At 69.4% G+C, this 23,458-nt stretch carries 13 protein-coding genes; 7 read left to right on the forward strand and 6 right to left on the reverse strand.

The genetic code is table 11. From position 1 onward, the window contains the following. Positions 1 to 14 precede the first annotated feature (14 nt). Both NBY69_RS34055 and NBY69_RS37475 read right to left on the reverse strand, forming a co-directional pair. A complete protein-coding gene (locus NBY69_RS34055) occupies positions 15 to 635 on the reverse strand; it encodes a hypothetical protein (protein ID WP_250305943.1) in 621 nt (206 codons plus the stop codon). A gap of 17 nt (positions 636 to 652) precedes the next feature. Continuing rightward, positions 653 to 6,994: an RHS repeat-associated core domain-containing protein gene (locus NBY69_RS37475; protein WP_284350091.1), complete on the reverse strand. Its 6,342-nt coding sequence runs from the start codon at positions 6,992 to 6,994 to the stop codon at positions 653 to 655. Positions 6,995 to 7,469: 475 nt separating this feature from the next. On the opposite strand from NBY69_RS37475, the gene NBY69_RS34070 reads away from it, so the two are divergent. After that, positions 7,470 to 10,508, forward strand: a complete 3,039-nt coding sequence (locus NBY69_RS34070; protein ID WP_250305944.1) for an FG-GAP-like repeat-containing protein — start codon at positions 7,470 to 7,472, stop codon at positions 10,506 to 10,508. Between the two features lie 199 nt (positions 10,509 to 10,707). Here NBY69_RS34070 and NBY69_RS34075 read toward each other — a convergent pair whose 3' ends face one another. After that, positions 10,708 to 11,859 carry a magnesium and cobalt transport protein CorA gene (locus tag NBY69_RS34075; protein WP_250305946.1) on the reverse strand — a complete coding sequence of 384 codons (1,152 nt, stop codon included), beginning with the start codon at positions 11,857 to 11,859 and terminating at the stop codon, positions 10,708 to 10,710. A 156-nt stretch (positions 11,860 to 12,015) separates the two neighbouring features. Between NBY69_RS34075 and NBY69_RS34080 the strand changes: the two genes are divergently transcribed. From NBY69_RS34080 to dmpI, 3 genes are all read left to right on the forward strand, one after another. Beyond that, entirely contained in the window at positions 12,016 to 13,110 is a 1,095-nt protein-coding gene (locus tag NBY69_RS34080; protein WP_250305948.1) for a winged helix DNA-binding domain-containing protein, read from the forward strand. 60 nt (positions 13,111 to 13,170) lie between these two features. Further along, positions 13,171 to 14,061 (forward strand): LysR family transcriptional regulator, encoded by an 891-nt coding sequence (locus NBY69_RS34085; RefSeq protein ID WP_250305950.1) that lies wholly within the window; start codon positions 13,171 to 13,173, stop codon positions 14,059 to 14,061. A gap of 117 nt (positions 14,062 to 14,178) precedes the next feature. Further along, the gene (gene dmpI / locus NBY69_RS34090) at positions 14,179 to 14,361 is read left to right on the forward strand and encodes a 4-oxalocrotonate tautomerase DmpI (RefSeq protein WP_250305952.1); all 183 of its coding nucleotides are present in this window, start codon (positions 14,179 to 14,181) and stop codon (positions 14,359 to 14,361) included. Positions 14,362 to 14,479: 118 nt separating this feature from the next. On the opposite strand, the gene NBY69_RS34095 is transcribed toward dmpI, so the two are convergent. Continuing rightward, the gene (locus NBY69_RS34095) at positions 14,480 to 15,145 is read right to left on the reverse strand and encodes a C39 family peptidase (protein ID WP_250305953.1); all 666 of its coding nucleotides are present in this window, start codon (positions 15,143 to 15,145) and stop codon (positions 14,480 to 14,482) included. A 259-nt stretch (positions 15,146 to 15,404) separates the two neighbouring features. On the opposite strand from NBY69_RS34095, the gene NBY69_RS34100 reads away from it, so the two are divergent. Beyond that, positions 15,405 to 18,275 (forward strand): BTAD domain-containing putative transcriptional regulator, encoded by a 2,871-nt coding sequence (locus NBY69_RS34100; protein ID WP_250305955.1) that lies wholly within the window; start codon positions 15,405 to 15,407, stop codon positions 18,273 to 18,275. Here NBY69_RS34100 and NBY69_RS34105 read toward each other — a convergent pair. Then, positions 18,245 to 19,096: a GNAT family N-acetyltransferase gene (locus NBY69_RS34105; protein WP_250305959.1), complete on the reverse strand. Its 852-nt coding sequence runs from the start codon at positions 19,094 to 19,096 to the stop codon at positions 18,245 to 18,247. The genes NBY69_RS34100 and NBY69_RS34105 overlap by 31 nt on opposite strands. 106 nt (positions 19,097 to 19,202) lie before the next feature. Continuing rightward, the gene (locus NBY69_RS34110) at positions 19,203 to 20,024 is read right to left on the reverse strand and encodes a response regulator transcription factor (RefSeq protein WP_250305960.1); all 822 of its coding nucleotides are present in this window, start codon (positions 20,022 to 20,024) and stop codon (positions 19,203 to 19,205) included. A gap of 136 nt (positions 20,025 to 20,160) precedes the next feature. Here NBY69_RS34110 and NBY69_RS34115 point away from each other — a divergent pair, with 136 nt between their 5' ends. Both NBY69_RS34115 and NBY69_RS34120 read left to right on the forward strand, forming a co-directional pair. Next, complete coding sequence (locus NBY69_RS34115; protein ID WP_250305961.1) at positions 20,161 to 21,840, forward strand: AMP-binding protein; 1,680 nt, start codon at positions 20,161 to 20,163, stop codon at positions 21,838 to 21,840. After that, positions 21,837 to 23,438 carry an AMP-binding protein gene (locus tag NBY69_RS34120; protein WP_250305963.1) on the forward strand — a complete coding sequence of 534 codons (1,602 nt, stop codon included), beginning with the start codon at positions 21,837 to 21,839 and terminating at the stop codon, positions 23,436 to 23,438. The genes NBY69_RS34115 and NBY69_RS34120 overlap by 4 nt, the downstream gene beginning before the upstream one ends. The last annotated feature ends 20 nt before the right edge of the window (positions 23,439 to 23,458 follow it).

The raw sequence follows: 23,458 nt of genomic DNA on the forward strand, positions 1-23,458 counted from the left end.
GACTTCACCAGCCCTTAGAATCCCAGAATTCCGCCAATGATTGCGAATACCAAGGCGATGAAGAAGCATGCGTCAGCGACCGGAGAGATTGTGAACCTAGTCGAAAACGGAGGTGGTACCGCTCCCTTCCGTCGTTTTTTCATGTGCCACTCGATGCGTTCTGCGGCGCGATTTGCCGATCCTACGAAAGTGTCAATCACTGATCCGCCGAATGCGGTAGAGTAGATCTCTTTACCTTCCCGTGTGACCAGATTGAGTGTCCCCCCGTTTCCTCCGCGTACTTCGATGATGCTGTTGTAGGGCACGGTGTGCGTCATCAGTGGATTAATGACCGTCACGGTTACGGAACTCAGCGCAATGCGCGACCTCATGATGCGTCGGATAAGCGCGATGACGAAGAGGGAAACGGCTACGCCGATCGCCATTCCGCCCTCGGGGTGGGAAGCGAAGCCAATGAGCAATCCTACCGATACGAGTCCGAATCCGGTGGTGCTGACCCAGGAGATTATCTTGAAAGACAGCCTCCATAGGATTTCATCCTCGCGTTTTTTCGGCACGGTCGCCTTCCCTTTCTGGTGGTTGCGCGACTGTCGCGCAACTGGTGCGGGTGGGTGAGTGATGTTCATCTCACCCACCCGCACCATGATTTTGATTAGCAAACTCCGCCGTAGGAGCCTGCGCTGGCATTACCTGAGCCGCAGAATACCGTATTGGAAATCGCGTTGACGCTCATGTTGCCGTATGTGGTGCCCCAGCCGATTGCCCCACCTGGGCTATCAGTTGATGTCCAACTCCTGGAGCCCCCGCCGACGCCGCGGGTGCCCGGCACCTTCGTACGGTACGCACGTGGGAGGCGGGCGATCGCGTTTCCTCGATAAGCGGCACCCCAGCTTCTGGCGCCGCCGGCCAGTCTGCCGTAGACGGCTGCGCTGCCGCCGCCAACGGCTGTCCAGGCGAGGTCTTTCGACAACGCGGCAACGTCCCAGTTTCCGGTTCCGATACCGTCTCCGAGGAATTTAGCAGCGGCTATTCCGGCTCCCACAGCGATGCAGGTACCGGCGCTTGCGACGATGCACACTCCAAAGCCGACGATTGCGGAGTAGTTCTTTATGTCATCCCAGTGATTGCCTACCCATTGGGCTGCTCCTGTATTTTTTGCGTTCGTCCAGGCGGCACCCCAGTTGCCCTTCATGATGCTTCCGAAGATGCCGTCCTTCTTCCGCTGTGCCGCCTGGGCAGCCTTTCTCTGGTTCTCTCGTTTGATGGCTTGTGCCTTCTGCCGTGCTGCCTCGGCCTTTCGGCTTTCAGCGGCGTACTTGCGCTGCTGGGCCTTGGCGTTGCCATCGTCGATCATGTAGTGGGCGGGGTTGGCCCGGTACGCGGCGTACTTCTTCTGGGACGCCTTGTCCTTCTTCGGGGTCTGGTTCCAGACCCATTTTCCGTTCTTGTAGGTGTAGCCGGCGTTCATGCCGCGTTCGGCTGCCCAGCGGTCGTCGGACGACTGGCCGCCGTCGGTGGGGCCGAGGGGACGCAGGCCGGTGGGGTCGGACTGGGTGATGGGGTTGTTGTGGGCGTAGGAGTAGGCGTTCATCTGGGCTGGTTCGTCCGTGTCGATGACGGGGTCGACGGAGAGGAAGCGGCCGAGGGTGGGGTCGTACTCGCGTGCGCCGAGGTGGGTGAGGCCGGTGGGGTCGTTGGTGCCGCCCACGAAGCCTCGGGTACCGGGGAGGGTTTCGCTCTCCTCGGAGCGGAGCTGGCCGAAGGGGAGTTGCTTGCGGCGGGTGATGGCCAGGGTGCCGGCTGCGATGGCAGCTGTTGCCGTGCCCTGGTGGTCGTTGATGAGGTAGGAGAAGCCCTTGCTGGTGCGTACGGCCACGGTCTCGTCGCCGTGGCTGTAGTAGCGGGTGGCGTCCTTGACGCCCGCCGCGGTGACGGTGAGCTGGTTGTTCCCGGGCAGGTTCAGGGTCGTACTGCCGTCGGCTTCGTGGGTCAGGAGCCGGTCGCCGTCGGCGTCGTAGAGGTAGTCGGTGCTCTTGCCGTTCTCGGTGAGGGACTTGAGGTGTCCCTCGTCGTCCCAGGCGAGCTTCTGCTGTCTGTCGGCGAGGGTGCGGTCGGTGGTGTTGCCGGCCTTGTCGTAGCCGAAGGTGCTCTTCTTGCCGTCGTCGGCGCCGCCCTTGACGGCAGCGGTCTGCACCGCGTGCGGGAGCGGCTTGCCCGCGGCGGGCTGGGTGTAGGTGGTCGTGCTGTCGGCGCCCGCGAGGACCCCGGTGCCGTGGTCGGTCTGCTTGGTGCGGTTACCCAGGGCGTCGTAGGTGAAGCTCTGCCAGTAGGCGGAGGGTCCGCCGACGCCGGCCGCGGACGGCTTGGCCGTACAGTCCTTGGTCGCCGTCCAGGCTTCGGTCAGGCGGCCGAGGGCGTCCTGGGTGAAGCACTGGGTGTCCACGGTGCGGGCGGCGTCCTGCCCGGAGGCAGTGGTCAGCCCGGTGATGTTCCCGGCGTCGTCGTAGCTCCAGGTGGAGTCGTCGATGCGCTGGGGTGCCAGATCACGGTCCGTGGTCTGCCGGGTGAGTCGGCCGGTCTGCAGGTCGTAGGCGCGGCTGCGGTAGACCTTCTTGCCGAGGGCGCCGTACTCGGTGCGGGTGGGGCGCGACCACACGTCGTAGACGCTGTTCCCGACGAGGATCACCGCTCCCGCGGTGCTCTTGAGCGGCAGGTTGCCCGGTCCGTAGACCGTGGTGACACGTTCGCCGGGGAGGTTGCCGACAGCGGGCTGCTTCAGCCATTCCTGCTGGCCGGTGTACTTGTTGTAGCCGAACGTCCAGTCGTAGGTCCCGGCGACGCTTCCGGCTCCGGACGGGATCGTGACGCTGCTCGCGGTGGGCTCGTAGGCGTCGTTGTAGGCGGTGACGGCGCTGGTGTACTCCGCTCCGTCCACGTAGCGGGTGCTGGTGGCGGGCTGCCCCTTGGCGACGGTGTCGTAGGTGTGGGCGGTGAGGGTGGTGCTCCCCTTCTTGACGGCCGTCTCGCGCCCGAGTTCGTCGTAGGTGGTGGTCAGCGTGGTCCCGCGGGCGTCGGTGACCGTCGCCGCACGGCCGAGCTTGTCGTACGTGGTGGTCGTGGGGCCCTTGTCGGGGTCATCGGTGCTGACCTGCTGGCCACGGGCGTCGAAGGTCCAGGTCCAGGTGTTGCCGGACGGGTCGGTGACCTTCACCGGCTCGCCGTACTTGCCGTAGGTGTATGCCGTCTTCTGCGACGCGGTGCGTGCGGCGTCGGTGTACTCCAGGAGTTCGCTGGTGCGGCCCAGTGCGTCGGTGACCGTCGTGGTCGCCGTCCCGCCCGCCGGCGGGATGACGGTGGTGCGGTCACCGGCGTACTCGGTGCGGGTGCGCCGGGTCTCGTCCCCGTAGGTGCGGGCGACCGCGGCCGTCACACGGCTCATCCCGTCGTACACGTTCTCCGTCATGGACGGAATCTTGTTGTCCGGTGCGCTGGTGAGCACCGTCGACGGGGCGCCCTCCGCGTAGTAGGAGTCGTAGGTCTTCCAGGCGTTGCCCCGGGTGTCGTAGAGCGTCTCGGTGACCAGGCGGTCCTTCGTACCCAGCGCCGGGGCCTGGGTCTCGCGCGGGCGCAGCATGCCGTCGAGCAGTTCGTAGGTGCTCGCGTACGAGCCGTCGTACTGCAGGGATTTGGTGGCGACCGCGTTGGCGGCCGTTCTGGAGACCGTGTACGTGTACGCGGTGGCGGGCTGGTCGGCGTGCGCGCTCTTCGGCCAGCTCGGTGTCCATGCCCTCACGGTGCGGCCGAGGCCGTCGTACTCGGCGTCGGAGCGCTTGCCGTTGGGATCCACGACAGCTGTCGCGAGGCCCCGGGCCGGGTCGTACGTCGTGGTCGCGGCGTGACCGAGCGCGTTGGTCACGGTGCTGGAGGTCGGTGCGGCGACGGTGGCCGGGGTGTAGGCGGTCCTGGTGGTCTTCGCGTCCGCGTCGGTGTCGGTCAGTTCGCGGCCGTGCTGGTCGTAGGTGTGGGTGGCGGTGGTGAGGTAGCCGGTGCCCTTGTCGTCCTGCTCGTCCAGCCGTGTCACGTCGCCCTTGACGGGAGCGGTGTCGAGGCCGGTGGCGTCGTCGTAGTAGTGGCGTTCGACGGAGACGAGGTCGGCGGGCAGGGACGCGGTCGCATCGCAGGCCACGGCGGTGGTCCTGATCTCCTTGACGAGAGTCAGGATGTTCTTGTCCGCGTTCTTCGCGTACGAGGTGGTGGTGCACTCCTCGTCGCCGCTCCCGGCGGTGTCGCCGAGGTTGGACTCGGTCAGGATCTGCCCGTTGTCGTCGAAGGTGCGATCGGTGCGCGTGGTGCGCCACTTGTCGTCGCCCAGGGAGGTGCGGTTGGTCTCCGAGGCGTCCCCGGTGGCGTATGCGTACTGCGTGGGCAGCCCGGTGCGCGTGTGGGTCGCGGTGGCGGGGGAGTGCCAGGGGGTGTGGCTGAGGGTGGATTCCAGCGTTTCGCCGTCGCCGTTGTAGGTGGCCTCCTCGCGGGTCATCCCGGTGAAGGCGGGGTGGTCGGTGACCGTCTTGCCCTCGTGGTCGGTGACCTTGGCCCCTTCGATACCCCTGAAGTAGCGGTACTCGGTGAGGGTCTGCTTGCCCTCGGCCGGGGCCCCGGTGCGGACCTGGACACGGCCGTAGCCCTTGCGGTCGCCGTAGGTGAGGTACTTGGCCTTGGTGAACTCGTCACCCTGCTCCTTGGCCCACGCGAGACCGTCGAGATAGGTGTAGTCGGTCTCCTTGACGGGCGCGCCGCCCGTGTTGTCGCTCTCCAGGATCTGGTCGACGACGTAGGAGTGGAACCAGTCGAGGTACGGCTCGTATTCGGCCGCGGGCGCGTCCGGCGGGGACCACATCACCGGGTAGCAGCGCCGGGTGTTGGACTCCGGCTTCGGTATGCTGCCCGGCTTGCAGTCCGGGGCCGAGTAGGTGACGCCGAGGGTCGAGCCGGACTCGGTGTTCACCGCGTGCACGCGGTAGCGCACCAGCGGCGGGACCGGGTCGGGCCGTCCGCCGGTCGTCGCGCCCTCGACGCGGTTGGCGAGCTGCTGCCCCAGGAACGTGACGGCGGGCAGGCTCACGTCGCCCGTGCCGGTGTGCCCGGTCCGGGTGATCGAGTCCAGCCACAGGGCCGGTGAGGAACCGTCGCCGGTCGAGGGGAACTGCTGGGCCAGCGCCCAGGAGTCGACAGGCTTGTAGGCGCTGCCGACGAGCACCGAGGTGTCGATCTTCGTCAGGCGCTTACGGGTCCAGAAGGACGGTGAGTAGCGGTCCTTGCACTGCTCGCCCTCCTTGCAGTACTGGTCGAACGGTACGTCCGGCCAGTTCTTCGCATGGGTCTTGTCGAAGGTCGCGCAGTCGCTCAGGCAGCGCTCGGACGTCGTGAACGTGACCTTGGCCGCGGCCTTCTTGGTGTACATCGCGTTCGAGCGCAGCCCGTAGTCGATGTGGTCCAGCCAGCCGCCCCGGTCATAGGGCGTGGCGGTGGAGGCGCCGGTGTCCGGATTGACGTCGCGGCCGTAGGAGTTGGACTCCTTGTTCCAGTAGTAGGCCATCGCGTCGGAGTGCGGGTCCACGACGTAGTCGAGGTTCCAGCGCCACGCCTGCTTGCACCACGAGTCCTTGTACGCGTCCGCTTGGCAGGGCTCGCCCTTCTGGTTGCCGTACACCGGCACCGTCCAGGTGGAGTTGGTCTCCGGATCGCCCTCGACCCAGTTGGGGAGACGGTTGTAACCGAAGTAGTAGCGCGTGCCGTCGGGGGTCGTCACCCGCCAGTACTCGCCGTCGTTGTCGCCGTTGCCCCGGTTCGAGCTGGTGAGCTTGTCGACCTTCGTGCCGTCGTCGCTCTCCAGGTGCCAGTCCCCGGTCTTGTCGTCCTTGATCAGGACGTTGGACTGGCCGCCGAGGTTGAGGATCGCGTTGTCGCTCTTCCAGCACAGGTCACCGCTCTTGGCGGTGCCGTTGCCGTCCTTCACGTCGTCGGCGCAGGAGATGTACCGGCGCTCGATGTACCCGGGCTCCATGGACCAGCCGTCGCCGATCCAGTTCGCCTGGTTGTTCGTGGCCGCCGTACGCCCGTCGACCGACTGGGAGCTGTAGCTCAGTGCCAGGTCCGGTTGCGTGCCGCCGGGAACGTCCGGGGTGTCCAGGGCGTAGTTCCAGGAGAAGCCGCCGTTGGAGCCGCCTGCCGACCAGGTGGACGAGGGGGCCAGCGAGGTGGCACCGAAGTCACCCGCGGGGCCGGAGGCGGAGGCCGTCGCGGCCAGCAGTACCGTGCCGCTGGTTGCCGAGAGCCCCGTTGCCGAACGTGCGGAACGCGGCGCCTCGGTCACCGGGGCCTGGCCTGCCGTGGCGGCCCCGTCCAGTGGAACGGTGGCGGTGAGAGTGCCCGCCTCCGTGTCGTTGACGACACCGGGCAGGTCCTCCCCGGTGCCGCAGCCCTTGGTCGCCCCGGTGAGCGCGCAGGCGGGCAGACGACGCAGTGTCAGGCGCGAGGCCCAGTCGCCCCCGTAGGCGCCGCGTACACCCGCGTAGTCCACCCGTACGTCGACCTTGCCCGGGGCTCCGGCCTCGGGGCGGACGGCCAGAAGCAGCCCGTCGACCCCCAACTGCTCGGTTGCCTTTCGGTCCAGTACCTGGACCGTGGCCTTCGTCGGGGCGGAGCCGGTGGAGCCGGAGCGCCTCATCTCGACCGGGAGAGTGCCCGCCTTCGCGCGGGAGCGGTCGGCCTCCGGCAGACGGACCGTGGCCACCCCGGCCTTGGGCCACGACACCTTCGGTGTCTTCCAGGCGTGCCCTTGGGTCTCGTCCTTCAGCCCGAGTTGGTGTGTCCTGGCCTGTGCCGTCGGCACAGGTTTCGGCTTTGTGCTCTCCATCAGGTCCAGCCCGGTCGCTGCGGCTACCGGACCACCGATCAGCCCGGCGCCCAGCAATCCGGCCAGCGTGCCGGCCACCCACCGGGCGCGACGTCCGACTCCTCGCGGAGACGCACCGACAAGGCGTGTACCGCCTCGCCTCCCTCTTCGCCATTCAGGCACAACAGCTCCTCAATCTTCACAACATGGAGAGCAAGGAATTTAGCAACCATAAAGACTGGGTCAACAAGCGCCTGTCTATGTCGACATGGATTCGTTATCGGAACGACGGTTCGACGTACGGTAAATGGCACGGGAGGGCGAGTAATCCGGCCCGAAAATACCGAGTTTGGCACGCTTGCGACCACTGTGGCCTGTGCGTTTCCCGTGCGATTCCACGGCGAAGCGATCAAAGTGTTCAATTCGGACATGCAAGATAAAGTTCACTTAAGAGGGGTGATGAGTCGCCTGGAGCGAGCCAGGGAAGGGAGTTGTATGGTCTTCCAGCTCGTAAAGACAAAGAATAGGAACAGTAATGAAGCGCACTGATGGGCGCAGAAGATGGGCAACTGGAGTGGCCGTAGCGGCTGTTCTCGCCTCGGCGCTGACCGGCCCGGCCGTGCTCGCCGGGCCGGCTGCCGCGGACGACACCGCCCCGGCCGTCGCCACGCCTGAAGCGCGTGCGGCGCAGAAAGCGGCAGACGGCGGCGAGCCGGTCGAGGTGCTGTCACGGCGTACGGAGACCTCGCAGGTCTTCGCGAACCCGGACGGGACCTTCACGGAGGACCGCTACGCCGTCGCTCAATGGACCCGCAAGGACGGAAAGCTCGTCGACATCGACACCCGTCTGAGCCGCGCAGCCGACGGCTCCGTCCGGCCCCGGGCGACCACCGTCGGGCTGGAGTTCGGCGGCGGAGGCGGTGACACCCTGGCCACCATCCGCCGCGACGGGCGCGCCATGACGTTCAAGTGGCCCGCCCCACTGCCACGACCTCTCATCGAGGACGACACCGCGACCTACCCGGAAGTCCTGCCCGGAGTCGACCTCAAGCTGCGTGCCGACGCCTCGGGCTTCGCCCAACTCCTCGTCGTCAAGACCCCCGAGGCCGCCACCGACCCGGCGCTGCGCACCCTCGCGTACCGTGTGCGGGGCGACGGGGTCTCGGTCGATGCCGACGAGCACGGAAACCTGTCAGCGGTCGACCCGGCCGGGCAGACCCTCTTCACGGCCCCCACCCCGCGCATGTGGGACAGCAGTTCCTCCGCGGGCGCCGCCGTCACCGCCCGCAGCGCCGCCGAGCCGGCCGGTCCGCCTCCGCCGGCCTCGGAGTTCGAACCCGCCCACGGGGCACGGCAGTCGGCGATGCCCGTCAAGCTCGACGGCGAGTCGCTGGAACTGACCCCGGACCAGGACCTGTTGACCGGTGAGGGGACCCGGTACCCGGTCTTCATCGACCCGTATGTCGACGGCTCGCGCTACTCGTGGACCATCGCGTACAAGAAGTACCCCAACAGCTCCTTCTTCAACGGGGCGGGCTGGGGCGGCTCCGGCAGCAAGACGACCGAGGCGCGGTCCGGCTACGAGAACGAGACCAACGGGCTCGCGCGCTCCTACTTCCGGATGAACACCAAGAACCTGTGGAGCACGGACAAGCAGGTGGTCAAGTCCACCTTCCGGATCAAGAACACCTGGTCCTGGTCGTGCACCAAAAAACCCGTGAACCTCTGGCGCACGGCGGTGATCGGAGCCTCGACCACCTGGAACAACCGTCCCACCCGGCGGGAGAAGATGGACGCCGTCACGGACGCCAAGGGCTGGGGCTCGGGCTGCCCGGCGGGCAACCTCGCCTTCGACGTGACCAAGGGCGCCAAGGACGCCGCCTCCAGCAAGTGGAACACCATCACCCTGGAGCTGTCCGCCGGCAGTGAGACCGACGTCTACGGCTGGAAGAAGTTCGACGCCAAGTCCGCCGCCATGTCGACGCAGTACAACACCCCGCCCAGCGCTCCCACCGGCCTGGACACCAGCCCCTCCACCAAGAACGACACGGCCTGCAACGTCAGCCCCTTCGGCCGGATCGGCAACACCGACGTCTACCTGAACGCCAAGGTCACCGACAAGGACGGCGGCACGGTCAAGGCCAGGTTCAACCTCTGGGCCACCGGACACCACCCCAACGACGACCCCAAGGGCAAGATCCTCGTCGACCAGACCGTCTCCGTGACCTCGGGCACGGTCGCCCGTCTCAAGGTCCCGAAGGCCACTCTCATCGCCGGTGTCGGTACGGCGAACGGCAACTTCTCCTGGAAGGCCCAGGCACTCGACGCGACCGCCTCGTCGGACTGGACCCCCACCAAGGGCGCGGCCGGCTGCCGCTTCGTCTTCGACCCCGACCGGCCCAGCACACCGCCCACCGTGGTGTCCAAGCAGTTCCCCGACGGCTCCGACGGCGTCCCCACGACCACGGGCCACGTGCGCACCGAGGGGACGTTCACCCTCGGCAGCGGTGGCGTCAAGGACGTCGCCCAGTACCGGTACTGGACCGACACCGACAAGACCAAACGCACCCTGACTCCGGCCACCACCAGCGCGAGCGTGACCGTCAAGCTGACCCCGACCCTCGCGGGCGGCCACCACTTCTACGCCGAGAGCATCGACCAGGCGGGCAACGTCTCCGACCCCGCCGACTACCTCTTCTACGTCTTCGGCCCCGAACGCCCCGACCAGCCGGGCGACATCAACGGTGACGGCAACCCCGACCTGTGGGCCGTGGACAAGGACGGCCTCCTGCACCGCTTCTACGGAGCCGGAGACGGCACCGCCAGCGACGGCACCGCGACCGCGTCCAACTCCACCTGGAAGAACGTGCGGATCACCCACCGCGGTGACTGGACCAACGACGGCTACGAAGACCTCATCGCCCTGCGCCACGACGCCGACACGAACTCCGACCGCCTCTGGATCCACCCGAACAACGGATACGGCTTCGCCTGCACCGCCTGCACGGAAGAGGCCGGAGGCGTACGGCAGGAACTCACCCTCTACGACGAGGCCAACGACCACTGGCAGGGCGCCGATCAGATCCTCGCCATCGGCGACGTCGACGGCCCGCTGGACACCGACGGGGACGGCGAACCCGACGCCCCCGGCCACCCGGACCTCCTCGTCAAACAGGGTGACCTGCTGTGGCTGTACTACGGCACCGACGACAACCGCCTCGACCTGGACCGCGAACCCGTCCTCATCGGCGACGACAACTGGGCGAACATGGACCTCTTCGCCCCCGGCGACACCGACGGCGACGGCCACGTCGACCTCGGCGCACGTGACCGGACCACCGGCGCTCTCTACATCTACCGCGGCACCGGCGAGGACGGCGACGGCCTGGCCGACCAGTCCCAGCGCGTTCAGGCCGGTTCCAGCTTCACCACGGCCGCCAACCCCCTCATCACCTCACCGGGCGACGCCGACCACAGCGGCTTCTTCGACCTCTGGTACACCCGGGTCTCGGGCGGCGCAGCCACACTCATCGGCTACCGCGACCCGGCCACCGACCACAAGGCGAAGGTCGAGATGAAGCAGGACTTCACCGGCTACACAACCATCAGCTGACCCACCACGAACACCCCGGCAGGCCGGCCGAGCACCCGTCCGACCGGTAACTGCTGACGGTGTCCGTGGACGCCGGCACGGAGCGGGCTCGAATCCACCCCATGGGTTCGAGCCCGCAACGGAGTGCGGAACGCTTCAACAACACTCGTATCAAAAACACTCGTACACGCGGCGTTGACCGATGGGTCCGCGCTTGCCGCTACAGCCAGTCCCGCTTCTTGAAGATGAAGTACAGGCTCACGCACACCACCGCCATCAGGCCGATCGCGAACGGGTAGCCGAACGACCAGTGCAGCTCCGGCATGTTGTCGAAGTTCATGCCGTAGATCGTTCCCACCAGCGTGGGTGCGAAGAGGATGGCCGCCCACGACGAGATCTTCTTGATTTCCTCGTTCTGTTCGAAACCCGCCTCGGCGAGTGCCCGCATCTCCGCGTTCTGCTGCTGGGACACCAGGGTCGCGTTGACCGTGAGGATCTCGGTGAGCGCCTGCCGGAAGCCGTCCACCCGTTCGCTCGTGTGCGTCACGTGGTCGGCCACGTCGCGCAGCGAGCGCTGTAGTTCCTCGTGGGTGCCGTACTTCGCGAAGCCCGCCATCAGCGCGTGCAGCATTCCCACCAGGGGGCGGGTGGCGCGCTGGAACTCGACCATTTCGCGGGAGAGTTCGTAGATGCGGCGGGACACCGCCGGGTCGCCGCTGAAGACCTCGGTCTCGATCTCGTCCATGTCGATCTGCACCCCGGCGACCACCGGCGCGTACCCGTCGACGACCGCGTCGAGGATCGCGTACAGCGCGGCCTCCGGGCCCAGCGCCAGCAGGTCCGGGGTCTCCTCCATGCGCCGGCGTACCGCGGAGAGGTCGGGGGCGGCGCCGTGCCTGACCGTGATCAGGAAGTCCCTGCCGACGAAGACATGCAGCTCACCGAAGTCGACCTCCTCCGGGGCGTCCAGATAGCGCGCCGCGCGCAGGACGACGAAGAGCGTGTCGCCGTACCGCTCCAGCTTCGGCCGCTGGTGCGCCTCCAGCGCGTCCTCGACCGCGAGCGGGTGGAGATCGAACTCGGCGGCCAGCGAGAGGATTTCCTCCTCCGTCGGGCGGTGCAGACCGATCCAGGCCATGCCGTCCGGGTACTCGCGCAGCTGCCGGAAGGTTTCGGCGAGCGAGTCGGGCGTGGAGACGCGGCGGCCCTCGCGGTACAGCGCGGCCTGGACGACGCTGGTGTTGTCCAGCTGTACGGGCGCGGGCGCCGTCGGTGCGGGGGGTGTCTCGGCGGGCGGGTTCGGCGCGGCGGACGGGACCGACCTGCGCCAGGAGTGCTTCCGGGAGTTCCGGTTCCTCGGGGACAGCGGCATGGGCTCTCACCTCCCGCTTCTGCTCTGCTTCGGCCGGTGCGATCCGGCCCCGGTTGGCTTCAGTGCAGGATATACGGGCCAAATGGCACGAGCATGACCGGCCGGATGCGGCATCGAGGACAGGAGGTGTCCGCGACCGGGAGTAGCGTCCCGGGCATGGCCCCGATGAGTACCCGCGCACTCAACCGCGCCACCCTGGACCGGCAGCTCCTGCTGCGCCGTGCCCCCTGGTCCGCCGAGGAAGCCGTGACCCATCTGCTCGGTCTCCAGGCGCAGAACACCAGGCCCCCGTACTTCCAGCTCTGGTCCCGGCTCGCCGGTTTCGACCCGCGGGAGCTGTCCGGTCTGCTGGCGGACCGCGCGGTCGTACGCATCGTGACCATGCGTTCGACCATCCATCTGCACACCGCCGACGACGCCCTCACCCTGCGCCCCCTCGTCCAGGCCGCCCGCGAGCGGGAGCTGAGGGCCTTCCGCGGCCGGCTCACCGGGGTCGACCTGGACCGGCTCGCCGACCTGGCGCGCGACCTCGTCGAGGAGCGGCCCCGCACCATGAAGGAGCTTCGCGAGCGGCTGCTCACGGAGTGGCCGGACGCCGATCCGCTCGCCCTGTCCGTCGCCGCCCGCTGCCGCCTGCCGCTCGTGCAGGTCACCCCGCGCGGGCTGTGGGGCAGGAGCGGCCAGGTCGCCCTCACCACCGTCGAGCAGTGGCTCGGCCGCGGGCCTGGGACCGTACCCGCGCCCGATGCGACCGTGCTGCGCTATCTGAGCGCCTTCGGTCCCGCCTCGGTCAAGGACATGCAGATGTGGGCGGGACTGACCCGGCTGGGTGAAGTGTTCGAACGGCTGAGGCCGCAGCTCGTCACCTTCCGTGACAGCGCCGGAACCGAACTCTTCGATCTGCCGGAGGCACCGCGGCCGGACGAGGACACCCCGGCGCCGCCGCGATTTCTCCCCGAGTTCGACAATCTGCTGCTGGCACACGCGGACCGTACGCGGGTGATCCCCGCCGAGTACCGGGGTCGCAACGGCAAGGGCAACCAGAACTTCGGCACCTTCCTCCTCGACGGATTCCTCGCCGGGATCTGGCGGCTGAAGGAGGACCGGGACACCGCGACCCTTCAGCTCGACCCCTTCGCCCGGCTCGGCCGCGCCGACCGCGAGGCCCTGGCCGAAGAGGGGGAGCGGCTGCTCAGCGGCATGACGGGCGCCGGCGCGCACCACCTCCGGTTCGGTGCCTTCACCGGGTGAGACGTCCGGATCGCCGGGAGCCCGCTCTCTGCCGTGCACCAGGTCGTTACTGTCCAGGACATGGAGTTGCGCCAGCTCAGCTATTTCGTGACCGTCGCCGAGGAACTGCACTTCGGGCGGGCCGCCGAACGGCTGCACATAGTCCAGTCCGCGGTGAGCCAGCAGATCCGGCGCCTGGAGCGGGAGCTGGGCGCGGAGCTCTTCGACCGCTCACCCCGGCACGTACGGCTCACCGGGGCGGGGGAGCGGCTGCTGCCCGAGGCGCGGGCCGTGCTCACAGCGGCGGACCGGGCGCGCGCGGCCGTCGCCCCGCGCACCTCCCTGCGCCTGGGGACGAGTACCGGTCTCGGTGCCCATCTGGACCGGGTACTGGCCGCCTTCGCCGCTCTCGCCCCCGACACCGCGGTCGAGTTGGTCTCCGCGCCCACCCGGGCCCGGCTGGAGCAGGTCGCGGACGGTCGGCTCGATGCGGCGTTCGTACGCTCCCCGGAGCCCGCTCTCGGCGTACGGATCATCCCGCTCTGGGAGGAACCCCTGGTCGCGGTCGTCCCGGCCGGGCATCCGCTCGCCGCGCGGCGGGACGTCGATCTGTCGGACCTGGCCCCGCTCCAGCTGAGGATCACCGCCCGCCGTACCAACCCGGCACTCGTCGACCTCGTCGTGAACGCCTGCCACGAGGCCGGATTCGAGCCGCTGCCGGGACCGGTCGGCGGCTCGCTCCAGGACACCCTCGCGACCATCGGCGCGTCCGCGATCCCGCAGTGGACCGTCGTGTACGCCGCGCACGCCCGCCAACTGCACAGCCCACGCGTGGCGTTCCTGCCCTTCCGCGCGCGTCCCCTGGCTCTGTCCACCTCGCTCGCCGTGCGGCAGTCCGCCCCGCCGCGCTGCCTCGATCAGCTGCTGAAAGCCTGCGCTACGCCTTCCACCAGCGACGATCACCAGAACTGATCGCTGCTGTCGCACTCTGCCTGTTGGTCGGAGGCCGCCGGTCGGATGGACTGGGGTCATGCCGGTGAGACACCCCGGGAACAACCGGGAAGCCGCCGTGGGAACGGGAGTTCAGCCATGCCGATCGTCACTGTCCAGCAGGGTCCGCGCGACATCGAGCTCAAGCGCGAACTGGTCAAGCAGATCACCGACGCCTTCGTCGACTCGCTCAAGATCCCGGCCGAGGCCGTACAGGTCTGGATCCAGGAGGTGCCGACCGACAGCTGGGCCATCGGGGGCAGGCTCACCGCCGACAAGTAGCACGTGTCCGGGCGCAGCCGCAGGCCCGCCGCCGCTACCGGGGTGCGGCGGCGGGCCTGCGAGGCCTGCCTCGGACCGGCACTTCTGCCGGATACCGGAACAGCGACGGGCCGGCGGCTCAGGCCGAGTACCCGCTGTATCCGAAGTTGATCCAGTTCAGCAGGTTGGCGGTGGTCATGTTGTAGCGACGGTGGTACCCGCTGCCCGAGGAGGGCGTCCTCGGGTAGGCGATGTCCTCGATGGTCACCCGGCTCGCGTCGTTGTAGTACCCCACGACATCGAGGTAGTGACCGCCCGAGTAGCGCCGGGTACGGCCCTGGGTGTCCTTGGCGCTCCCCTTGACGTTGGCCACGATGACGTAGCCGTGGGTGAAGTCGTAGCGCAGGTCCCGCTTGAGCGTCGTCAGGCTCTTGGACGTCTTGTTCTGGTAGAAGTTCCGGCCTATGTGCTTGTTGAGCGACGTGGTGACCAGCCCGATGGTGGCGGTACCGGCACCGCTCCTGGAACCGCCCGCCCTCTCCTCGGACGCGAGCGTCGACACCGACGGGTACTTGCCCTGCGCGGTGATGGCGAGCCGTGTCGCCGCCGGTCCGCACCAGGCGCCGTTCATTCCGTACGGCTCCGTCTGGAACTGGTAGCCGTGCACCGCGGCCGACGAGGGGTAGGTCCCTGAGCCGGGCGCGTGCTGCTGCGGTGTCATGCCGCCGGCCGACGCCGGGGCCGCCAGGGCGAGTCCGGCCACCGCGGCCAGGGCCGTGACGGCAACTCCGATACGTGTACGCATGGGGTGCTCCGTTCTGCGGAAGAATGGAAGAAGGACCGGGAGCGCCACTCGCTCCCGTGGACCGCGGCGAGCGTGGCCGGGGTGCGCACCCCGGGCCGGTGAAGCCGCGGACCGACCGTGGCAGGGCGCCTCATCACGCCGTCATCACCCGGTCCTCGTGCCGTCATACGAATGCGCGGCCACGGCCGGATGATCCTCGGTACGCTCGAAATCACTGAGGTTTCTGTCGGGGGAGAGGTACTCAGGGATGGAATTCCGTGTGCTCGGAACACTGGAGGTCTGGTCGGAGGCCGCGAGGGTGCCGCTGCCGAGCCAGCGTCATCAGCGTGTACTCGCGGCTCTGCTGCTCGCGCCGAACGCGGTGGTCTCGTTACCGAAACTGGTCGAGGCGCTGTGGGACGAACGTCCTCCGGCCACCGCCACCAAGCAGGTTCAGAACTGCGTCTCGGCGCTTCGGGAGAGGCTGGGCCCGGCGGGGAACGACCTGATCGCCACCGACGGGCCCGGCTACCGGATGACGGTCACCTGCGATCAGCTCGACTCGCTCCGGTTCCACCGGGGGCTCACGGCGGCCCGGCTGTCCGCCGCCGAGGGGCGGCTCGCGGAGGGCGTGGCCGAGGCCCGCGCGGCGCTGCGACTGTGGCGGGGCGCCGCGCTGGACGGCCTCGACACCCCGCTGCTGACCAGTCGTGCGGCGCTGCTCGACGAGCAGCGGCTCAACGCCGTCGAGGAGTGCATCGACTGGCAACTGGCGCTGGGCGAACACCGCGAGGTCGCCGACGAACTGGCGGGGCTGGTCGTCGAACATCCGCTGCGCGAGCGCCTGAGCAGACAACTGATGTGCGCGCTGTTCCGCGGTGGCAGCCAGGTCGAGGCCCTCGCGGTGTACCGCCGGCTGTGCGGCGGGCTCGCCGACGAACTCGGCATCGACCCGGGGCCCGAACTCCAGGAGCTCTACACGCGCATACTCCGCGGCGAGTCCGGGCCCGCGGGCCCCGCAGCGCCGACGCCCGCCGAACGGCCCGCAGCGCCCGCCGAACGGCCCGCGGCGGGCACGACCGACCCCGGTCCCCGCACTGCTGAAACGGTTCGACTGGCCGGAGCGGTACGGGAGTTGGGTGCGGCCATCACCCGCCAGTGGACGGCGGAGGCGGAGATGCGGTCGCTGAACCGGCCCGAGCCGGTCCACCTCGGGTGGTCCAGCACCGGCCGCCCGGTCGCCGCGGTTGCCGGGGCCGTACTGGGCGTGCGGCCGGACGGGGACCGGCCCGAGCGGATGACCCTGCGCGGGGACCTCACCGATGTGGCGGCGAAGTTCCGCAGGCTCCCGGCACGCCAGTTGGTGGTGCTCGGCGAGCCGGGCGCGGGCAAGACGGTACTGGCCATCCAGCTGACGCTCGGGCTGCTCCGCGACCGGGCGCCGGGGGAGCCGGTGCCGGTGCTCCTCCCGCTGGCGTCGTGGAACCCCCGCCGGGAGCATCTGCGCCTCTGGCTGGAGCGCAGACTGGTCGAGGAGTACCCGGGCCTGGCGAACACCGCGGCCTACGGCTGGAACGCGGCGGAACGCCTGGTGGCCGAGGGGCTTCTGATCCCGGTGCTCGACGGTCTCGACGAAACACCGCCGGCCCTGCACGCGGCGGCCATCGACGCCCTGGACCAGGCCGTGGCCGACGGCCGCCCGCTCGTGGTCACCTGCCGGACCGCGGAGTACGAACAAGCGGTGCGTCACGAGGGCGGCATCCTGGCACGGGCGGCGGTCGTCGAGATCGAACCGGTCGGCCTGGAGGACGCCATCAGATTCCTCACCGCCCGCAAACGGCTCGGCGACCCCCGCTGGCAGCCGGTCGCCGACCATCTGAGGGGGCACCCGACCGGAGCGTTCGCGCGGGCACTGGGTACTCCGCTGATGGTCGACCTGGCGCGCACCGCCTACACGGACCCCGCCACGGACCCGGCCGAACTCTGCGACCCGGCCCGCTTCCCGGACCGGCACGAGGTCGAACAGCACCTGCTCGCCGCCTACTTGCCCGCCGTCTACCCGCGCCACCCGCGCCCGGCGGCACCGTACAACCCCACCGTGCCGGTCCGTCACTACTCGCAGGAGGAGGCCCAGCGGTGGCTGACCTTCCTCGCCCAGCACCTCCGCGCCACCGGTACGCACGAGATGGCCTGGTGGCAGCTGGAGGGGGCCGTTCCGCGGTGCGTCACCGGGCTCCTGCTGGGGCTGCCGCCGGGGCTGCTGTTCGCGGCCACCGGCGAACTCGCCGCCGGACCCGTGGTCGGGCTGATCTACGGGTTGTCGTTCACCCTCGCGGGCTGCGTCGCCCACGGGGTCGGGAACCGGCCGGGGCCGCTGCGGGTGGAACTCCACTTCAGGGGTACCGCGGCCCGCTTCCTCGGCCGGTTCGGCATCGGTGTCGCGATCGGCGTCGGGCTCGGAATCAGCTGGTCGCTCACGGCCGTGACGGTCACCCTGCTCGCCGTGATCTTCGGGCTCGGCATCGGGGTGCACGTCTGGCTGGACGCGCCGGTCGACGCGAACCGGGTGTCCAGCCCGCCCAGCCTTCTCCGCCAGGACCGGCTCGCCGCCGTGCTGTTCACCCTGTCGCTCGCCCTGTCGCTCGGACTGTTCTACGCGATGGCGTTCGCCTTCACCCGGCAGGTCAGATTCGTGACCGTGGCGGACGGGCGGTTCGATCTCGTCCTCGCACTGGCCGGTGGCTCCGCGGCAGCCCTGCTGGGGCGCTATCTGCTCGGCGGGGTGGGGAGCGCGGCCTACGGGATCGCCGGAATGATGATCGGAGGCCTGGTGTTCCCGCGGTCGACCGGCATCACCGACGGGCTCCTCGTGGGCCTCACGTTCGGGCTCGCCGTGGGGCTCGCGGTCTGTCTCACCCGGGCCTGGGGCGCCTTCGCGCTGAACCGGCTCTGGCTCGCGGCCCGCGGGAGGACCCCGTGGCGGCTCATGCGGTTCCTCGACGACGCCAGACGCCGCGGCGTGCTGCGGCAGATGGGCGCCGTCTACCAGTTCAGGCACGCCCGGCTCCGGGACTGCCTGGGGGTTCCGCCCGAGCCCGCGTCGACGGGCGGAGCCGACCGTCAGCCGAGTTCCAGCGTGGTGACCCCGTAGACACACTGCTCCGCGACCTGTCGGATCGGCCCGGTGTACATCCGGGCCGTCTCGAAGGAAGGGGTGAGCCCGAGCGAACGCGCGAGCGCCGTGCCCGCGCGGTTGGACTCCGGTACGTCCACCGCGACCGGAGTCGCACCCGCCTCCTGCGCCAGCGCTCCGTACAGCGCTTCGGCATCGGAGGGGGAGTCGGCGAACAGCGGGCCGATACGGAGGGACGTGCGGGCCGGCCGGATCACCGCGAATCCGGTCAGCCGCCGGTCGACGACGCGGACGAACGCGCGATGGCCGTCCGTGGTCAGCCAGTTCTCCAGGAACCGGGGACGGTCGGCCGGGTAGCACGCGCTGTCGTACGCGGCGAGCACCTCGCGGTCCGACGCCACGGCGGGCCGGACCGCCTCGGCGCTGCGGACAGGCAGCGTGCCGGTGTGGCGGACGGTGCGGTGGGACGCCGTGAATCCTGACCTGCGGTAGTTGTCCTGCTGGGCCACCACACCGTCGAGACCGACGGTCCGGTCGCCCGCGTGGGCCAGCGCGGCCCGCCAGGTGGCCAGGCCGTGGCCGCGCCCCCGCATATCCGGGCGGACCAGGTAGAAGCCCAGAAAGGCGTAGCGCGCACCGTAGTTGACGACGGAGATCGCGGAGACCGGCTCCCCGCCCAGCCGGCCGATGAAGAAGCCGTCGGGGTCCTGGGCGAAGAAGCTCCGCGCGTCGCGGACTCCGGGATTCCACCCTTCGTCGTGCGCCCACTCGCTGATCGCGGACCAGTCCTCCTCGGCCGCCCGCGCGACGACGAGCCGGTCGGTGGGTGAGTGCGTCATGCGTGCTCCCGGTATGCGGCTCGTGCTCCGGCTCGTGCTCCGGCTCGGTCTGTGGGCCGTGCTGCTGCTCGTGGCTGCTGCTCGTCGTGCGGTCCCGGCCGGGATGCTACGGCAGCAGACCGGCCCGCCGCGCCGCAACGACCGCCTCCAGCCGGGTGTGCGCCCCCAGTTTGCGCATCGCGGACCGCAGATAGCCCTTCACCGTCTCGGGTTTCAGGCCCAGCCGCGCCCCGGCCGCCGCGTTCGTCGCGCCCGTGGCCACCCAGGCCAGTACGTCCACCTCGCGGGGCGCCAGCACGATCTGCCGTTCCCGCTCCGGGCTTCCGCAGACCAGCCGCCCGCACACCGCGAGGAGTTCGCCACGGAGTTCCGGATCCACGATGCGCGGGGCCAGCGCGCGCAGTTCGCTGTGCGCCTCCCGGACGTGCTCCCACGCGCCGGGTCCGGCCACCGGCTCCCGGGCCGCCGCGAGGAGACGCTGCACCTCGTCCCGTACGACCAGGGACTGCTCCACGTCGCGCGCCGCCTCGACCGCCGCGTTGTACGTACGGTCACCGAACGCCAGTGGTTCGCGCACCGCTCCGTACAGCACCCCGCGCACCTGGCGGCGCACCACCACGGGCACCGCGAGCACCGCGCGCAGCCCCTCCGCGCCCACCGCCGTGTCGTACTCGTGGCTGATGTGGAGCGACGAGTGGTAGTCGGTCACCGCGCAGGGGCGGGACAGCGCGATCGACTTGCCGCCCAGACCGTTGCCCGCGGACACCGCGAGCCCGCGCAGCGCCGGCGTCGCCGTACCGCTCAGCTCGGCGATGCGCAGCTGTCTGGTACCGGTCAGCAGGCCGCCGAAGGCGACCGGCAGCCCGGTCGCGCGACGCATCCGCAGCAGCGCCGCCCGCATCTCCACTGCCTCGACCGGCTCCGGCACGCGGAATTTCCTTTCTGGCGGGGCCCCGGGTGGCTGTATCCCCGGTGACACTCCCCTGGACCCCCGTTCGGGGGTAGTGAGACCTGAGGCACTGATTACACGATGCTGGGCAGCAGTCCCGCAACGAGGAGGACACATGGCGTCGACCAATGCGACGGAGGAGTTCCGGTCCGCACGGGATTTCCTGCTCCGGAACCGCGAGGAGTACCGCACGGCCTACGAGGGCTTCAGCTGGCCGCGGCCCGAGCATTTCAACTGGGCGCTCGAATGGTTCGACGTCATCGCACGGGACAACGACCGGACCGCGCTGCACATCGTCGAGGAGGACGGCACCGGGAGCAAGGTCTCGTTCGCCGAGATGTCCAGGCGGTCCGACCGCGCGGCGAACTGGCTGCGGGCCCGGGGCGTCCGGCCGGGCGACCGCATCCTCGTCATGCTCGGCAACCAGCAGGAACTGTGGGAGACGGCGCTGGCCGCGATGAAGCTGCGCGCCGTCGTCATCCCGGCGACCCCGCTGCTCGGGCCCGTCGATCTGCGCGACCGGATCGACCGCGGCCGGGCCCGCCATGTGCTCGTACGGTCCGAGGACACCGCCAAGTTCACCGGTGTGGAGGGCACTTACACCCGGATCGCGGTCGGTGACGACGTCCCGGCGGGCTGGCTGTCGTACGCGGACGCCGCCGACGCCTCCGCCGACTTCGAGCCCGACGGACCCACCGGCGCCGACGATCCGCTGATGCTGTACTTCACCTCCGGGACGACCGCCCGGCCCAAACTGGTCGAGCACACCCACACGTCCTACCCGGTCGGCCACCTGGCGACGATGTACTGGATCGGTCTGCGGCCCGGCGACGTCCACCTCAACATCTCCTCGCCCGGCTGGGCCAAGCACGCCTGGTCGAACCTCTTCGCGCCGTGGAACGCCGAGGCGACGGTGTTCATCCACAACTACACCCGCTTCGACCCCACCCGGCTGATGGCCGAGATGGACCGGGTGGGGGTGACGTCCTTCTGCGCGCCGCCGACCGTCTGGCGGATGCTGATCCAGGCCGACCTCGGTCAGCTGCGGACCCCGCCGCGCGAGGTCGCAGCCGCGGGCGAGCCGCTCAACCCGGAGGTCATCGAGACGGTGCGGCGCGAGTGGGGGGTGACGATCCGCGACGGCTTCGGGCAGACCGAGACCGCCGTCCAGGTCGCCAACTCCCCCGGGCAGCTGCTCAAAGCGGGCTCCATGGGCCGTCCGACACCCGGGTACAAGGTCGAACTGCTCGACCCGGTCACCGGGGAGCCCGGGGCGAGCGAAGGGGAGATCTCGCTCGATCTCGCCGCGCGTCCGGTCGGACTGATGACGGGCTACTGGGGCGAGCCGGAGCGGACCGCCGAGGCGATGGCCGGTGGTTACTACCGCACCGGGGACATCGGCTCGCGCGACGCCGACGGCTACATCACCTACATCGGACGGTCCGACGACGTCTTCAAGGCGTCCGACTACAAGATCTCGCCGTTCGAGCTGGAGAGCGCCCTCCTGGAGCACGAGGCCGTGGCGGAGGCCGCGGTTGTCCCGGCCCCCGATCCGCTGCGGCTCGCCGTGCCGAAGGCGTACGTCGTACTCGCCGAGGGCTGGGAGCCCGGACCCGACGTGGCGAAGCTGCTCTTCGCGCACTCACGTGCGGTGCTCGCCCCGTACAAGCGGATCCGGCGGATCGAGTTCGGCGAACTGCCCAAGACGGTCTCCGGGAAGATCCGCAGGATCGAACTGCGCGAGGCGACAGCGGCGGGCTCCCCGGCGGAGTACCTGGAAGGGGACCTGAGGTGACGCTCGCCTACGAGCACGGGACCGGCTCGACCCCGCTCCTCGGCGACACCATCGGCGGCAACCTCGACCGCACGATCGCCGCCTTTCCCGGGCGCGAGGCACTGGTCGACGTGGTGTCCGGGCGGCGCTGGACCTACCGCCAGTTCGGCGCGGCGGTGGACGAACTGGCCCGGGGACTCCTCGGTACCGGCGTCGGCAAGGGCGACCGGGTCGGCATCTGGGCGGTCAACTGCCCCGAGTGGGTGCTCGTCCAGTACGCCACCGCCCGCATCGGCGCGATCATGGTGAACATCAACCCGGCCTACCGCTCCCACGAGCTGGAGTTCGTCCTGAAGCAGGCCGGCATCACGCTGCTCGTCGCATCGCAGCGGCACAAGGGGAGCGACTACCGGGCCCTGGTCGACGAGGTGCGCGGCAACTGCCCCGAGCTGCGGTCCGTGCACTACATCGGCGACGCGTCCTGGGACGAACTGACCGCCGCCGCCCGGCCGGAGCCGCTCGAAGCGCAGCTCTCCGGCGTCCGGCTCTCCTGCGACGAGCCGATCAACATCCAGTACACCTCGGGCACCACCGGATTCCCGAAGGGCGCCACCCTCTCCCACCACAACATCCTCAACAACGGTTACTTCGTCGGCGAGTTGGTGGGGTACTCGGAGAAGGACCGGATCTGTCTGCCGGTCCCCTTCTACCACTGCTTCGGCATGGTCATGGGGAATCTGGCGGCCACCTCGCACGGCGCGTGCATCGTGATCCCGGGCCCCTCCTTCGAACCGGCGGCCACGCTGCACGCCGTCGAGCGCGAGCGCTGCACCTCGCTGTACGGCGTCCCGACGATGTTCATCGCCGAGCTGAACCTCCCGGACTTCGCCACGTACGACCTCACCTCGCTGCGCACCGGCATCATGGCGGGCTCGCCCTGCCCGGCCGAGGTGATGAGGCGGGTCGTCGCGGAGATGCACATGGCGGAGGTGTCGATCTGTTACGGGATGACGGAGACCTCGCCGGTCTCCACCCAGACCCGGCGGGAGGACGATCTGGAGCGCCGCACGGGGACGGCGGGCCGGGTCCTGCCGCACCTGGAGGTGAAGGTCGTCGATCCGGCGACCGGCACGACGGTGGAGCGTGGCGAGACGGGCGAACTGTGCACCCGTGGCTACAGCGTGATGCTCGGGTACTGGGACGATGCCGAGAGGACGGCCCAGGTCATCGACGCGGGCCGCTGGATGCACACCGGGGATCTCGCCGTCGTCCGGGACGACGGCTATGTGCAGATCGTCGGCCGGATCAAGGACATGATCATTCGCGGTGGGGAGAACGTCTACCCGCGTGAGGTCGAGGAGTTCCTGTACACCCATCCCAAGATCGCCGACGTCCAGGTGATCGGTGTGCCGGACGAGAAGTACGGCGAGGAGGTGCTGGCCTGTGTCATCCCGCGCGACCCGGCCCACCCGCCGACGCTGGACGAGATCCGGGCGTTCTGCCGGGACCGGCTCGCCCACTACAAGATTCCTCGCGGGATCCGGATCCTGGACGCGTTTCCCATGACGGTCAGCGGCAAGGTACGAAAGGTGGAACTGCGCAGGCGGTACGGGGTGTGACCGCTGGGGGGACCCCGGTA

The organism is Streptomyces sp. A 4/2 (assembly GCF_940670765.1).
Classification (GTDB): domain Bacteria; phylum Actinomycetota; class Actinomycetes; order Streptomycetales; family Streptomycetaceae; genus Streptomyces.